The sequence below is a fragment of the Pseudomonas sp. LF020 genome, from assembly GCF_053456425.1.
In genome coordinates, this window is sequence record NZ_JBRFIX010000002.1 from 203199 (window position 1) to 217215 (window position 14017).

Below are 14017 nucleotides of genomic sequence, written 5' to 3' on the forward strand. Positions count from 1 at the left end.
CGAGCTTGCTCGCGAATGCAATCTGTCCTGCGCCACAAAATCACTGATGAAAAGTGAAGCGATCCTTGCCCGTATGCTTTGACTCATACAACGCGTCGTCCGCCTTGACCAGCGCCCGATTCAAGGTATCGCCATCCTCTACCCGGGTCACACCCATGCTGATCGTGACCGGATGCTGCGTCGGTTGCTCGCGAACCACCCGGCACAATTCGCCAGCCAGCGCCTCGACATCTTCGCGCCGCACACCCGTCAGGTAGATCGCAAACTCTTCGCCGCCCAGACGCGCGAAATCGTGGCGCACCATCACCGTCTTGATATCGGCTGCCACACGTTTCAGCACTTCATCACCGATGTCGTGACCGTACACATCATTCACTTTCTTGAAGTTGTCGATGTCGATCATCGCCAGGTAATGGTCGTGCTCGCGAGGGACCGCTTGCAGGTGTTTTTGCGCGACGGTCATGAACGATCGACGGTTAGGGATTTCGGTCAGCGTGTCGTTATAGGCCTGATCCAGCAGCAGCCGGGACATGATGTAGTTGTAGAGCTTGGCCTCACGCAGTTTGAGAAAGGTGTAGATCGTCAACGAGCAGAGAAACACGCTGTAGCAGGCGGTCATCACGCCACGCAGCTCAATCAGGGTGGTGGGGGTGTTGATGAACGGATTGAGTACCAGCCAGATGATGGCTTGCGTCGCAAAGAACGCCCAGCGACTCAGTGGCAACACCGAGACGCTATACAGCATGCTGGCCGCAGCGAGTACCAGCCAGGAGCTATGAACGGCAGGCGGGATGCCGGTGACGATCAATCGCACGCCAACGGTAAGGCCGAGTACGAACAGCAGCGTGATCACGTCAAAATACCGGGCCTTGCGGGTGAAGCCCAGCACCACGGTCAGCGTTGCAAAGAACGTGACGAAGGCCATCGAGCGCCAGGTGAAGCCCTGTTCACCGAGGAAACTGACGACCAGATCGAACACCAGCCAGATCGCAATACTGGCGGCGTAGATCAGCAGGCTGAACGTGTGCAGCCGTTCGAATTCATGCTGGATGAACTCGGCCCGCAACTCGGCGGGCGCGGTTTTTTTCAGTACCTGCTCTTCAATGAGTTTGTACATTGCTGCTTTGCTGTTTGCGCTGGTTGTCGAGGATCACCCGGCCCCACGGGCGGTAACGCAGGGAAAATACCGCGCTGGCGTGGCAGCCTGTGGAGGTCGCATCGGGCGGCGCAGGTTCGGCACGAAAGGCCTGCCCCTCGGCACTGACCTGCCGAAATGCCTCGCGCACGATGCCCACGGAGCAGGGCAGTGCATTGGCGTAACCGCTGCGTACCACCGGTGACAGTTTCTTGGTGCCAGCGCCATCCTGCCACCACACCTGAATCCCGCCGGCGCTCAGTTCGCCCAGCCATTGCCCGTTTACCCCCGGCGCGAGTTTGCCGGCGCTGAATGCACTGATGTGCAACGGTGCATCGAGCTTGCTGGCGAAATCCTTGAGCTGGCGTTGCAATGTGGCTCGGCGATCTGTCGCCAGGAAGTGCAAGTCGTCCAGCTCCAGTGGCAGATACCAGCCACTGACTGGCAGCTTCCAGTCCTCGCGCAATGTTTGCTGTTGCGCCAGTGACTGGCCCAACTGTGCCTGCCAGTAGGTGCCGAGGCCGGCACTGTCGAGTTCGTCGATGCGCTGGTAATAGGCCGGATCCATCTTCAACCCGAGCACCAGTTGCAAGCCATGTTGTTGCGCCAGTTTCAGACTGTTGGCGAGCCAGCCACTGGCGCCGCCAAAGTCCGAATCGCCATAGGCTGTCCACTGCACGATCACGGTGCGGGCACCCTGACGCGCAGTGTCTTGCCAGATTTGCTGCCACTGAGCCTGACTGAGGCTGGCATCGACATTCAGCGGCTGGTAAAACACGCGCTCGTCGGCACGCACAAAGACTGCGCCAAGCAGCAGACAGAAAAACATCATCCAGCGCGCCATCAGAAATTCCACTCCACGCCCAGTAACACACCGTTGCCACCGTCATACAGATTGCCGCCCAGCGATTGCTGGTACTCGGTGCGCACCGTCAGTTTCGAGCGGTAAGCGTTGTAGCGATCATCGTCGTACCACCATTGCCAGCGCAGACCGACCCCGGTGCGCAGATCCTGGCGCCAGTCGTTGCTCGGGTCCTGACTGGCGAATTCGAGAAAGCCATACGGCATGATCGTCTGTGCGGCGTTGGACGGCAGCTTCCACGCATGCCCTTGCTGGAAACGCGACAGCCACTGATGGTCGCCAGCCTTGGTCCACCACGCGGCATCCAGATAGAGAAAACGCTCATCCCAGTCGCTTTCATCGACGCGCCAGTCATTGCGGTACTGGCCCTGATCGAGGAACGAGGCCGTGGCGCGCAGCAGGTAGTCGGTGGTGGTGTGGCCGTCCTGACGATGATCGTCGAGCTGATCGGAGAGCTTGTGCGGATTGATCATCTGCCCAAGGCTCAGGCCGTGATTGTCCTGCTCATCGAACTGGCTCTGCTTGTAGATTTCAGCGTAGAGGTTGATGTTTTGCGTGCCCCACGGCTTGTAGCGCAGGCCGACCCCCGCCGCAGCGGATTCAGCGTAGCTGGAGCGGCTCTGACCACCGAGCAGAACCCGCCCGTAGACTGACAGCGTGCTGCCCGCGCGACTCGGTTCTTCGCCCAGCGCGTGGTCCCACATCGCCACTTGCACGTTCTGCGAGCTGGCACTACGGCGTGTACCTTTGCTGTTGTCGTCGCGCAGGAAATCGTTGGTCGAGACCCCTGCCGGCGACCAGGTGCTGGCGAGGGTGAAGCTGTCACGACGCGACAGGGTTTCGTGGGCGCGACGCTGGCGGTAGCGCCGGGCTTCCATGCTGCCGTCTTCGTCGTCGGCGGCAACCGGGTTCTGCTCCAGATCAATGACCCGACGCAGTTCCTCGCGGGCCGAGGCGCTGTCTTCGACTTCGTCATAACGCCACGCCAGGGTTTCGCCGAGACGGTAATCCTCAGGGAAATCCCGGGTGGCTTGCTGCAGGTACGGAATCGCCCGGGCGCGTTCTTCGCGAGTCGGCGCGCCGGACAGGCGCATACCGTAATCGGCGCGGTAACGCGGGTTGTCCGGCTCACGGCGTACCGCCTCCGCCAGCCACGCATTGCTTTGCGTCAGGTCGCCGGCCTTTTGTGCAGTGACAGACGCGGCATAGAAATGCCCGGCATCCGGCGTTTGCTGCAAGGCCTGACGCTGGCGCTGCAAGGCTTGGGCATGATCGCCACGGGCATCGGCAATCGCTGCGCCGAGCGCCCATTCGTTGGCACCGCGAGTCCTGCTTTGTTGCCAGTAACCCTCGGCAGCCTGGCTGTCACCGGCATTCAGCGCGCTACGGCTGGCGGTCAGGCGGGCGTTGTCGCTGAGTTCGGCGGCAGGAATGCTGCGCCAGATCGCCAAGGCACCTGCGGAATCGCCCGCAGCTTCCAGTGCGTAGGCCAATGGCAAACGGCTGCTGCGGTCACCGAGTTTTTCCGCTTGCTGGTAATAAACCACCGCTTCACCGGGGCGATCCGGCATGGCGCAACGGCCGAGCGCACGATAATCGCCAGCGGCTTGCGGGTGATTGCCAAGCGCTTGCTGAACAGCATTGCACTGACCGTTTTCCGCCAGTTGCGCAAGCAATTGGCCGCGAGTGGCACCGTCGATATGACGGATCAGTGATGCCATCCGCTGCTGCTGTGCGGGCGTGGTCTGTTTGGCTGACGCGTAGATTCCGGCCAGACGCTGCAGCGCGGTGCCTGGCAGGCGTGCGCCGAAGCGGTCATAGGCGTTTTCCAGCAGTTCCTGCGCGTGGGCTCGATCGCCGCTGTCGAGTGCGAGGAAACTGGCCTGATTCAGCGACGCCAGATTGCCGGTCTGACGGTAGTGGTATTCCCACAGGGTTTGTTCCTCTGTACGACGCCCCATGGTTTGGGCCAGTTGCGCGCGGCGTTTGACCACCGCCGGGGTCTGTTGCTGCCCGGCGAGCCAGACCATGACCTTGCTGCTCTGGCCCTGTTCCTGCCAGACATCAAGCAGTTGCGCCTGTCGCCGACTCTCCCACGGTAGCGGCAAGGTTGTGCTCTGCAGCAGATCGGTGGCCTGCAAGCGCTGGGCGAGCACCAGCCACGCTTGTGGATCATCGCTTGGCTGGCAACTGCGCAATTGCGTCAGTGCTGCTTCCGGGTCGTGACGCGACAACCAGTCGGCGGTTTCCAGGCAGGGGCGCTGCAGGTCGTTGCTCAGGCGTTGAACGCTGGGCACATCGTCGGTCTGGCGTGCCAGTTCCCACAGCCGCTGGCGTTGCGCCGGATCCGCCAGATCCTCTGCAGGCAGCGACTGCAGCCAGCGCTGAGCCTGTTGATCGTGGCCCATGGCGATGGCGCGATCGACCATCGCCAGACGCACCTTGCGCGCGGCTGCAGGACTTGGGGCCTGTTGCAGCAGTTGTTGCAGCGGTTTTTCGTCCAGGCGCTGCACATAGGCGTTGGCCAGACGTAGCCAACCCTCGGAATCCAGTTGCTTGCGCGCCGCGAGCGGTGCCAGTTGCTCGATGGTGCCGCTCCAGTCGCGCAGTTGCTCGGACCAGTTGGCGCGGGCCAGACGCAAAATATTGTCGTCGCCCTTGGGCGCCAGTTGCGCCAGCCAGTCGTGGGCCTTGGCTGCGCCGCCGAATTTGGCCAGGCTCAGGCTGTAGGCCTGCCACAGGCGCACGCGGTCATTGAGGTCGCTGGTCGCCATCCATTGCTCGACCTGGGTGCTGTTCGGCGGATCCTGTTCGATCCAGGTCAGACGCAAGTCCAGCGTGGCTTCGCTGTCATTGGCCGGTAAGGCTTCGACGGCGTCCTTGTAACGCCGCTGTTTAGCCAGCGATTCCACCAGCAACGCCCGCGCTTCGTCGTTCTTCGGGACCTTTTCCAGCAGATGGCGCATCAGCCGTTCGACTTCTTTCCAGTTGCCTTTTTTGGCTTCGCGGTAGCTGCGATCCATGTAGGGATAGCTGCGGAACTGTTCAAAGTCGCTCAGGGGCGCGGCGTGCAGCGGGTAGGCGCTGCTCAGGACGAGCAACAGGCTGCCCATCAGCAAGGTGTGACGATGTACGGGTTTCATGCGACCTCCCGGACGATGCGGTAAGCCGCTTGTTGTTCACTGGCCTGATCGGCCAGGGCTTGCTGGAGTACTTGCTCCGTGATCATGCCGCGGGAAATCAGGTGTTCGCCGAGGGACATCTTGTCCGCGTCGAAGTCGATCAGCGCCTGATTGAACAGGGTCGGCGGCACCATGCCGCGCACCTGCAGCAGGTTGCCAAGCAACACCTGATGGCGGCTGACGCGTTCCAGCAGGGCTTCGTCGTCCTGATGGCGCTCGAGCACTTGCAGCATATGACGCACTTCCTCACTTTGCCGGTGGCTGGCGTACCAGTAGCGAATCCCCAGCGTCACGCGACCCTGTGGGGCCAGTCGGCAGCGCACCGGGCGTTTCAACTGGCGACTGATTGCGCCGAGCGAAACCTGGCTGACCGGGCCTTCGGAGGCCAGCACCAGAGTCTCGCCTTCCTCGGCGACCGGCAGCACGCCGTAGTGGGTCGCAACCCGGCGCGGCACGGCTTCGATCAGACGTTTATCGAGCTTGAACGGATTGAGCGGTGCCCATTCCAATTCGAGCTGTTCGGCCAGTTCTTGCACCAGTTGGGTGCTGTTGATGTACTCACGCAGCAGCAGTTCACGGCCCAGACGGCGACGTACCGGGCTGGTGATCGCGGCTTCGAGTTGCTCTTCGGTGAGCAGGCCTTTATCCACCAGTCGGTGACCCAAGGGGGTACGCTGGGCCTTGGTCAATGCCGGAAATTCGTGGGTTGTCTTGTCCCAGGCTACGCGCCGCGAATCGCCCATCTCCATGACCTGACGCAGTGCGCGCAGGTTGGCGAAGAAGTTGACGAAGTTGCTCCACATCATGCGGGGTGCCGAGAGCAGGCCTTCGACCAGCCCGTAATAGCGGGTGACGAACCAGCCACGCTGAAACAGCCGGTTGAGCAGCATGAAGCCGTTGAGCCAGAGCAATACCGAAAGCAGCGAGCTGTCGGAGAGAATCGATGGATAGCGCCACGAGTCGGGCGAAATCACCGTAATCAGCCACATCGCGATCAGCACCACGAACAGCAGGTTGACCAGAAAACTCAACATGTAGGCAATCAGCCCGCGCCGGTCACGCCACAGGAAGTAGTTGAGCAGGCCCTTGCGGCTCCAGCCGAGGTTCTTGGTGCCCTGAAAGACGATGCCAACGATCCAGCGCGATTTCTGCCGGATCGCATGTTGCAGATCGCGAGGAAAATGCTCGCGCACGCAGATCACTTGGGAGAACTCGCGGTTCATGCCGAGCACCCACGGTTGCTCCAGTGCCAGTTTCGGATCACTGACCGAGTAACGGGCAAAGATGCACTTCATGCCTTTTTGCTTGAGGCGGAAACCGATGTCGTAGTCCTCGGTGAGACTCTGCACATCGAAGGCGATGCCGTCGCCGTCTTCGAGCAGGGCGCTGATCGCCTTGCGACTGAAGCAGGTGCCGACCCCGGCGCTCGGCACCTGGCCGGTCAGCGCTTCGCGGACGATGACGTCCTTGCCGTGGTTCTCGGCGAACTCGTCGACATAGTGCCCGGCGGTAAAACCTTTCCATTCGGGGGCGTAGGGGTAGACCGGGATCTGGATCAGGTCCTTGTTCGGCAGCAAATAATTGAACAGGCGTAATTCCATCGGCGAAATCACGTCTTCGGCGTCGTGCAGGATGAAGCCGGCGAACTGGATTTTCGCCTCGCTTTCAAAGCGCAGGATCGCGTCGATGATGTTGTTCAGGCAGTCGGCCTTGCTAGTGGGGCCGGGGCGGGCGCAGACCACTTTGTGCACGTTGGGGTAGTGCTGGCAGACCGCGTCGACGTCGGCCTGGGTTTCGGCGTCGTTGGGGTAGGTGCCAACGAAAATCTGATAATTCTCGTAATCGATGGTCGAGGCGGCCAGACGTGCCATTTCGCCAACCACACCGACTTCATTCCACGCCGGCACCATGATTGCCAGGGGCTTTTCGGGAATGGTGTAGAGCCGCTGTTCGTCGGCGCGCTCGAATTTTTCGTAGATACGCCAGCGTCGGATCAGCTTGCGGAACCAGTAGACCAGGTCGATGAACAGGTCATCCAGACCGAGGATGAACATCAACAGGGCGAGGCCAATCGCCACATATTTAAGAGCAAACAGCACGTACGCAAAGAAGTCGACCCAACCCAGACTCATACGTCGGTACCCGCCGCCGAGCGAGCGCTCAGCCAGGCGTGGAGGCGGGTGGCGATCAGTTCGCTGGCGTGGCCGTCGCCGTAGGGAAAGTGCACGCGGCTCATGCGGGTGTAGGTGTCCTTGTCGTCCAGTAAACGGCTGGACTCTTCGACGATACGGGACTTGTCGGTCCCGACCAGCAGCATGGTGCCGCTTTCCAAGACGGATGGCCGTTCGGTCACATCGCGCAGCACCAGTAGCGGTTTGCCGATGGCCGGGGCTTCCTCCTGCACTCCGCCGGAATCGGTGAGGATGAAATGCGCCCGCCCCATCAACCAGACAAAGTTCGGGTAGTCCTGCGGGGCGATCAGGTAGATGTTGGGTTTGTCCGAGAGGGTGCCATACACCACTTCTTGCACCAGCGGGTTGAGGTGTACCGGGTAGACGAACTGGACGTCCGGGTAACGCTCGGCGAGTTCGGCCAGCGCCTGACAGATGTTGCGAAAGCCATCGCCGATGTTTTCCCGGCGATGGCTGGTGATCAGGATCATCCGGCGCTGATCATCGAGTACAGCCAGCGGCGAGTCGGCGGCGGGCTGCCAGTGGGTTTGTTGCTGGTGATCGCGCATCCACAGCAAGGCATCGATCACGGTATTGCCGGTGATCTCGATGTTGTCCTCGGGCACGCCTTCGCGCAGGAGATTGGCGGCTGTCTTTGAGGTCGGCGGGAAATGCAGGTCGGCGATCACCCCGGTCAGACGCCGGTTGGCTTCCTCCGGCCAGGGGGCGCGCAGGTTGCCGGTACGCAGGCCCGCTTCGACGTGGCCGATCGGCAATTGGCGGTTGAACGCGGCGAGGGCGGCGATGAAGCTGGTAGTGGTGTCACCGTGTACCAGCACGATGTCCGGTTTGATGCGTTCGTAGGCCTGGTCGAGCTGTCCGAGCAGGTTCTGCGAGAGGCCGTTGATGGTCTGGCCCTGAGTCATCACTTGCAGGTCTTCGTCGACCGTCAGTTCAAAGGCGTCGAGCACCTGGGTGAGCATCTCCCGATGCTGGCCGGTGGAACAGATGTTCAGTTGGATGTCAGGCCACTGACGCAGAACCCGGGCCAGCGGGGCCATTTTGATGGCCTCCGGACGAGTACCGAAAACCATCATGACTTTGAAAGACATTGACCCCTCCTGGGACATGGCAACGCTGGGCGCTAACGCCGCGAGCGTGTGTTCTCTTGCTGAGAAATAAAGAAAAGCAGCCGGATGGGAGCTTGTCCAATCCGGCCGGAGGCTTGTGTGTTACCGATGATTTGGAACGAAAGTGCCATCGATTGAATGGCACTTAGGTGGCACTTTCAGCAAAAGTTCCGCTGACGTTGGCGAGGGAGGGTGCAGAGGGTACGCAGGGTATGACGCAGCCAGAGCAGATCATGCTGTGGCTGGCGGGCGAGGGCAGGCGCTTTGGTTCTGCCGATGTGTCGGGCGAAATCTTCACTTAATGTTTCTGCCGTGCCGATGCCTTTGAGCTTCTTCATGAGTTTGCCGTTCTTGTAGAACAGCACAGTCGGCGTGCCGGTAACCAGCGGATGACGCGGCGACTCACGGGTATTGAGCATGTAGATGTTGGCCCGCAGCCGATACGGCTCGGCGACCTCGCGAAACACCGGCCCGGCCCATTCGCAGGCGGGGCAGTGTTCGTTGGCGAAGTACAGGATCACCGGACGCCAGGTTTTCAGGGCTTTGCGGTAGACCGGGGCCAAACTGGAAAGGGGATTGGTAGCACTCATTGAGAACTCCTTTTTCAATGACCTCGAAGGTTCAAAGACGTTAAAGGAGGGGGGCAGAACAGGTCTACTGTCAGAAATTACAGGTGGCCCGTGGATTCGCGAGATTTTTCCCACTTTTTTGAAGGACCGACCCGACACAAAACCCGGAAATGTGGAATGTGGGGACGTGATACCTTTTTCACTCCTCCGAAAACGGAGGTGGGATTTATATCGCAAATCCGAACTTCAATCGCATTGCACCGAATCCGCCCATCCGTGCTCCATCTGGGAACCTGCTACTCGCTATTTGTAGCCTAAGGTAGCGCAGCCCATCGGTACCCGCACCTGATTCCATTTTTCGCATTTCCTGCATCCCGTTGATTCCAAAAACATTTAACCCCTCTACAGATTCCCTGTGATTCCTGTGGCACACTTTCTGCTGTCTATTCCGTAGTAACAAACCGTGTTCCGGTATAGCGGAATAATCATCATCTGGAGTGCTTGCCATGCATCGCCGTCCTTCGTTGTTCAAAGCGTGTGTTTTTGTTCTTGCGGCTTCGTCCGCTGTGATGGGCATGGCCCAGGCAGCCGATAGCAAGCTCGACAGTGTTCTGGCCCGTGGCAAGTTGATCGTGGGCACCGGCAGCACCAATGCGCCGTGGCACTTCCAGGGGGCGGATGGCAAGTTGCAGGGTTTTGACATTGATATCGCCAGGATGGTGGCCAAAGGGCTGTTCAATGACCCGAACAAGGTCGAGTTCGTTGTGCAGTCCTCCGATGCGCGGATTCCCAATCTGCTGACCGACAAGGTCGACATGAGCTGCCAGTTCATCACCGTCACTGCCAGCCGTGCGCAGCAAGTGGCATTTACCCTGCCGTACTACCGTGAAGGTGTCGGCCTGCTGCTGCCGGCCAACAGCAAGTACAAGGAAATCGAAGACCTGCAGGCCGCTGGCGACAGCGTCACCGTGGCCGTGCTGCAAAACGTCTACGCCGAAGAATTGGTGCATCAGGCGCTGCCCAAGGCCAAGGTCGATCAGTACGACAGCGTCGACCTGATGTATCAGGCGGTGAACTCCGGCCGCGCCGACACCGCCGCCACTGATCAGTCGTCGGTCAAATACCTGATGGTGCAGAACCCTGGGCGCTACCGCAGCCCGACCTACGCCTGGAGCCCGCAGACCTACGCTTGCGCAGTCAAACGCGGCGATCAGGACTGGCTGAATTTCGTCAACACCGCCCTGCATGAAGCCATGACCGGCGTTGAGTTCCCGACTTACGCGGCCTCCTTCAAGCAATGGTTCGGTGTCGATCTGCCGTCGCCGGCCATCGGTTTCCCAGTCGAATTCAAATGATCCCGTGAGAGCGGGGCGCCTGAATCGCCCCGCTCAAGGTACTGCTGACCATGAACTATCAGTTGAACTTTGCCGCCGTATGGCGCGATTTCGACACCTTGCTGGCAGGGCTCGGTCTGGGCCTTGAGCTCGCGCTGGTGTCGATCGCCATCGGCTGCGTGATCGGCCTGCTGATGGCGTTTGCCTTGCTGTCGAAGCATCGCGCCTTGCGGGTGCTGGCCTCGGTGTACGTCACGGTGGTGCGTAACACGCCGATTCTGGTGTTGATTCTGTTGATCTACTTTGCCTTGCCAAGCCTGGGCATTCGTCTGGACAAGATCCCGTCGTTCATCATCACGCTGTCGCTGTATGCGGGTGCTTATCTGACCGAAGTGTTCCGTGGCGGTTTGCTGAGCATTCCCAAAGGCCAGCGTGAAGCCGGGCTGGCGATCGGACTCGGTGAGTGGCAGGTCAAGGCCTACGTCACCGTGCCGGTCATGCTGCGCAACGTGTTGCCGGCGCTGTCGAACAACTTCATCTCGCTGTTCAAGGACACCTCGCTGGCCGCTGCGATTGCGGTGCCGGAGCTGACCTATTACGCGCGCAAGATCAACGTCGAGAGCTACCGGGTGATCGAAACCTGGCTGGTGACCACGGCGTTGTATGTCGCGGCCTGTTACCTCATTGCCATGCTGCTGCGTTACCTCGAGCAGCGTCTGGCGATCCGCCGATAGGAGGCTGCGATGTACGAATCTCCCAGTTGGTTGCATGAATTGTGGGTGGCACGCGAGACGTTGCTGCAAGGCTTTCTGACCAGCGTGCAGGTGTCGGCGCTGGCGATACTGTTCGGCACGCTGCTCGGGGTTGTTACCGGTCTGGTGCTGACTTACGGCAAGTTCTGGATGCGCGCGCCATTCCGTTTTTATGTCGACATTATTCGCGGCACGCCGGTGTTTGTACTGGTGCTGGCCTGCTTCTACATGGCGCCGGCGCTGGGCTGGCAGATCAGCGCGTTTCAGGCCGGTGCGCTGGGTCTGACGCTGTTCTGCGGCTCGCACGTTGCCGAGATCGTGCGCGGTGCCTTGCAGGCGTTGCCACGGGGGCAGATGGAGGCGAGCAAGGCGATCGGCCTGACGTTTTATCAGTCTCTCGGCTATGTGCTGCTGCCCCAGGCGTTGCGGCAAATCCTGCCAACGTGGGTCAACTCGTCCACCGAAATCGTCAAGGCTTCGACCCTGCTCTCGGTGATCGGCGTGGCAGAACTGCTGCTCAGTACACAACAGATCATCGCCCGAACCTTCATGACTCTGGAGTTCTACCTGTTCGCCGGTTTTCTGTTCTTCGTCATCAACTACGGCATCGAATTACTCGGCCGGCACATTGAAAAGCGGGTGGCCCTGCCATGACTCAAGCTCAAGTTTCCAACGTTCAGCACGCTCAGCCGCTGCTGGACATCCGTGGCCTGCACAAGCAGTACGGCGCAGTCGAAGTGCTCAAGGGCGTCGACCTGAGCATGCAGCGCGGTAACGTCGTGACGCTGATCGGCTCCAGCGGTTCGGGCAAGACCACCTTGCTGCGCTGCGTGAACATGCTCGAAGAGTTTCAGGGCGGGCAGATCCTGCTTGATGGCGAGTCCATCGGCTATGACGAGGTCGGCGGTAAACGCGTGCGTCATGCGGAAAAAGTCATCGCCCGCCATCGCGCCATGACCGGCATGGCCTTCCAGCAATTCAACCTGTTCCCGCATCTGACAGCCCTGCAGAACGTCACCCTGGGTCTGCTCAAGGTAAAGAAAATGCACAAGGACGAAGCCGTGGTGCTGGCCGAGAAATGGCTGGAGCGGGTCGGCCTGCTGGAACGGCGCAATCACTTTCCCGGGCAGTTGTCCGGCGGGCAGCAACAGCGCGTGGCGATTGCCCGGGCGATTGCGATGAACCCGAGCCTGATGCTGTTCGACGAAGTCACCTCGGCGCTCGACCCGGAGCTGGTCGGTGAGGTACTCAACGTGATCAAGGGTCTGGCCGAAGACGGCATGACCATGTTGCTGGTGACCCACGAGATGCGTTTCGCCTTCGAGGTCTCGGACAAGATCGTGTTCATGAATCAGGGGCGCATCGAAGAGCAGGGGCCTCCCAAGGAGCTGTTTGAACGCCCGCAATCACCGCGTCTGGCTGAGTTTCTCAAGAGCACGCGGTTCTAATCTTTGTTTTGTAACCAGGAGAAGTACCCATGAGCATTACTCGATACGGCACCGGCAGCACGGCCGCTGGCGGTCAGCCACGTCCCTTCGCGCGCGCCGTCGAAGCGGACGGCTGGCTGCACGTGTCCGGCCAGGTGCCGGCGGTGGATGGCGAGATCATCGTTGGCGGCATCGTCGAACAGACCCACCAGACCATGAAGAACCTGATCGCGATTCTCGAAGAGGCCGGTTATGGCCTGGAAGATGTGGTGCGGGCCGGCGTATGGCTGGACGATCCACGGGATTTCAGCAGTTTCAACAAGGTTTTCGGCGAGTACTTCAAACCCGAGCACGCCCCGGCGCGGGCCTGTGTACAGGCGAGCATGATGGTCGATTGCAAGGTCGAGATCGATTGCATCGCTTACAAGAAAAAGGTTTGAGTGATGGCTACCCCTCACCCTAACCCTCTCCCGGAGGGAGAGGGGACTGATCTGTATCGATGCGAATTTTGCGTATGACGCTTACATTTACATCGATACGGTCAGGCTCCCTCTACCTCCGGGAGAGGGCGGGGGGTGAGGGCCTCGATCCAACTGACACAACACCTCAGGCCAGTTACCATCCCGGCACTTTTTATGGGAACCACTGACATGACCGAAGACACCATCAAACGCCGGGCCCGTGGTCTGGACCGGGCGTTCGATATCCTCGATTTCCTCAAGGAGATTGGCCAGCCGCTGCGTCCGAACGACATTGCCAATGGCATCGGCAGCCCGAAATCCACGGTCTACGAACTGGTGGCGTCGCTGCTTGAGCGACGGATTCTGGAGCCGGTGGGCAAGGACGGTCACGTCTATCTCGGTCGCCAGTTGTACTTCCTCGGGCAGGCGCATCTGCGCCATTTCGACCTCAGCCGCGAGGCCGATCACGCCTTGCAGGAAATCGTCAGCCAGACCCGGGAAACCGCGCAGATGTGCCTGCTCAACGGGCGCAAATACACGGTGGCATTGATGAAGGAGGGCGAGCGGCATTTCCGCATTTCCTCCGACATCGGCGAAAACGCGCCGATCCCGTGGACCGCGTCCGGACGCCTGCTGCTGGCGCATTTGAGCGACCAGCAGATCATCGACCTGATCGACGAAGACGACTACATCCTGCCCGACGGCGAGCGCCTGCCGCTGGAGCGCTTTCTGGCAGAGATCCGGCAGGCCGGCATCGACGGTTTCTTCTCCTTCGACAGCGTGGCCGACACCTTCACCCATTGCTTTGCTGCTCCGGTCAAAGACCCCAGTGGCATCGCCATCTGCACCCTGTGCATCGTCGCCCCACGGGCCGATGCGAAGAACAATTACGACGACTATCGCCGGGTGCTGATCGAGAGCGCCAACAGCCTCGCCCGGCGCATCAACGAATAACCGCGGCTGCCTGCCGGCCGCGACAGTGAGGAGTTCAAGC

At 60.5% G+C, this 14017-nt stretch carries 12 protein-coding genes; 6 read left to right on the forward strand and 6 right to left on the reverse strand.

Annotation, left to right across the window (positions count from 1 at the left end; genetic code table 11):
- Positions 1 to 40: 40 nt before the first annotated feature.
- From ACU680_RS05010 to ACU680_RS05035, 6 genes are all read right to left on the reverse strand, one after another.
- Positions 41 to 1117 carry a GGDEF domain-containing protein gene (locus ACU680_RS05010; protein ID WP_448178817.1) on the reverse strand — a complete coding sequence of 359 codons (1077 nt, stop codon included), beginning with the start codon at positions 1115 to 1117 and terminating at the stop codon, positions 41 to 43.
- On the reverse strand, positions 1101 to 1979 hold the full coding sequence (locus tag ACU680_RS05015; protein ID WP_448178818.1) for a DUF4434 family protein: 879 nt from the start codon (positions 1977 to 1979) through the stop codon (positions 1101 to 1103). Before ACU680_RS05015 ends, ACU680_RS05010 begins: the two co-directional genes overlap by 17 nt.
- Positions 1979 to 5140, reverse strand: coding sequence for an NfrA family protein (locus ACU680_RS05020; protein ID WP_448178819.1), 3162 nt, complete (start codon positions 5138 to 5140; stop codon positions 1979 to 1981). Before ACU680_RS05020 ends, ACU680_RS05015 begins: the two co-directional genes overlap by 1 nt.
- Complete coding sequence (gene nfrB, locus ACU680_RS05025) at positions 5137 to 7311, reverse strand: cyclic di-3',5'-guanylate-activated glycosyltransferase NfrB (RefSeq protein ID WP_448178820.1); 2175 nt, start codon at positions 7309 to 7311, stop codon at positions 5137 to 5139. Before nfrB ends, ACU680_RS05020 begins: the two co-directional genes overlap by 4 nt.
- Complete coding sequence (gene wecB / locus ACU680_RS05030; RefSeq protein WP_448178821.1) at positions 7308 to 8462, reverse strand: non-hydrolyzing UDP-N-acetylglucosamine 2-epimerase; 1155 nt, start codon at positions 8460 to 8462, stop codon at positions 7308 to 7310. Before wecB ends, nfrB begins: the two co-directional genes overlap by 4 nt.
- Positions 8463 to 8638: 176 nt before the next feature.
- The gene (locus ACU680_RS05035; RefSeq protein ID WP_448178822.1) at positions 8639 to 9070 is read right to left on the reverse strand and encodes a thioredoxin family protein; all 432 of its coding nucleotides are present in this window, start codon (positions 9068 to 9070) and stop codon (positions 8639 to 8641) included.
- Between the two features lie 485 nt (positions 9071 to 9555).
- On the opposite strand from ACU680_RS05035, the gene ACU680_RS05040 reads away from it, so the two are divergent.
- From ACU680_RS05040 to ACU680_RS05065, 6 genes are all read left to right on the forward strand, one after another.
- Positions 9556 to 10404: a transporter substrate-binding protein gene (locus tag ACU680_RS05040; RefSeq protein WP_401061931.1), complete on the forward strand. Its 849-nt coding sequence runs from the start codon at positions 9556 to 9558 to the stop codon at positions 10402 to 10404.
- Between the two features lie 50 nt (positions 10405 to 10454).
- Entirely contained in the window at positions 10455 to 11117 is a 663-nt protein-coding gene (locus ACU680_RS05045; RefSeq protein WP_003225455.1) for an amino acid ABC transporter permease, read from the forward strand.
- A 9-nt stretch (positions 11118 to 11126) separates the two neighbouring features.
- A complete protein-coding gene (locus ACU680_RS05050) occupies positions 11127 to 11789 on the forward strand; it encodes an amino acid ABC transporter permease (protein ID WP_007965124.1) in 663 nt (220 codons plus the stop codon).
- Entirely contained in the window at positions 11786 to 12583 is a 798-nt protein-coding gene (locus ACU680_RS05055; protein ID WP_367084371.1) for an amino acid ABC transporter ATP-binding protein, read from the forward strand. Before ACU680_RS05050 ends, ACU680_RS05055 begins: the two co-directional genes overlap by 4 nt.
- Positions 12584 to 12612: 29 nt before the next feature.
- The gene (locus ACU680_RS05060) at positions 12613 to 13002 is read left to right on the forward strand and encodes a RidA family protein (protein WP_016984340.1); all 390 of its coding nucleotides are present in this window, start codon (positions 12613 to 12615) and stop codon (positions 13000 to 13002) included.
- Between the two features lie 210 nt (positions 13003 to 13212).
- Positions 13213 to 13977 carry an IclR family transcriptional regulator gene (locus tag ACU680_RS05065; protein ID WP_007965122.1) on the forward strand — a complete coding sequence of 255 codons (765 nt, stop codon included), beginning with the start codon at positions 13213 to 13215 and terminating at the stop codon, positions 13975 to 13977.
- Positions 13978 to 14017: the final 40 nt, after the last annotated feature.

Bases quoted from the DNA above. Each gene is read 5' to 3' on its own strand.
- ACU680_RS05055 (WP_367084371.1), top strand. From the start codon at position 11,786: ATGACTCAAGCTCAAGTTTCCAACGTTCAGCACGCTCAGCCGCTGCTG.
- ACU680_RS05060 (WP_016984340.1), top strand. From the start codon at position 12,613: ATGAGCATTACTCGATACGGCACCGGCAGCACGGCCGCTGGCGGTCAG.
- ACU680_RS05045 (WP_003225455.1), top strand. From the start codon at position 10,455: ATGAACTATCAGTTGAACTTTGCCGCCGTATGGCGCGATTTCGACACC.
- nfrB (WP_448178820.1), bottom strand. From the start codon at position 7,311: ATGAGTCTGGGTTGGGTCGACTTCTTTGCGTACGTGCTGTTTGCTCTT.
- ACU680_RS05040 (WP_401061931.1), top strand. From the start codon at position 9,556: ATGCATCGCCGTCCTTCGTTGTTCAAAGCGTGTGTTTTTGTTCTTGCG.
- ACU680_RS05035 (WP_448178822.1), bottom strand. From the start codon at position 9,070: ATGAGTGCTACCAATCCCCTTTCCAGTTTGGCCCCGGTCTACCGCAAA.
- ACU680_RS05065 (WP_007965122.1), top strand. From the start codon at position 13,213: ATGACCGAAGACACCATCAAACGCCGGGCCCGTGGTCTGGACCGGGCG.
- ACU680_RS05020 (WP_448178819.1), bottom strand. From the start codon at position 5,140: ATGAAACCCGTACATCGTCACACCTTGCTGATGGGCAGCCTGTTGCTC.
- ACU680_RS05010 (WP_448178817.1), bottom strand. From the start codon at position 1,117: ATGTACAAACTCATTGAAGAGCAGGTACTGAAAAAAACCGCGCCCGCC.
- ACU680_RS05050 (WP_007965124.1), top strand. From the start codon at position 11,127: ATGTACGAATCTCCCAGTTGGTTGCATGAATTGTGGGTGGCACGCGAG.
- ACU680_RS05015 (WP_448178818.1), bottom strand. From the start codon at position 1,979: ATGGCGCGCTGGATGATGTTTTTCTGTCTGCTGCTTGGCGCAGTCTTT.
- wecB (WP_448178821.1), bottom strand. From the start codon at position 8,462: ATGTCTTTCAAAGTCATGATGGTTTTCGGTACTCGTCCGGAGGCCATC.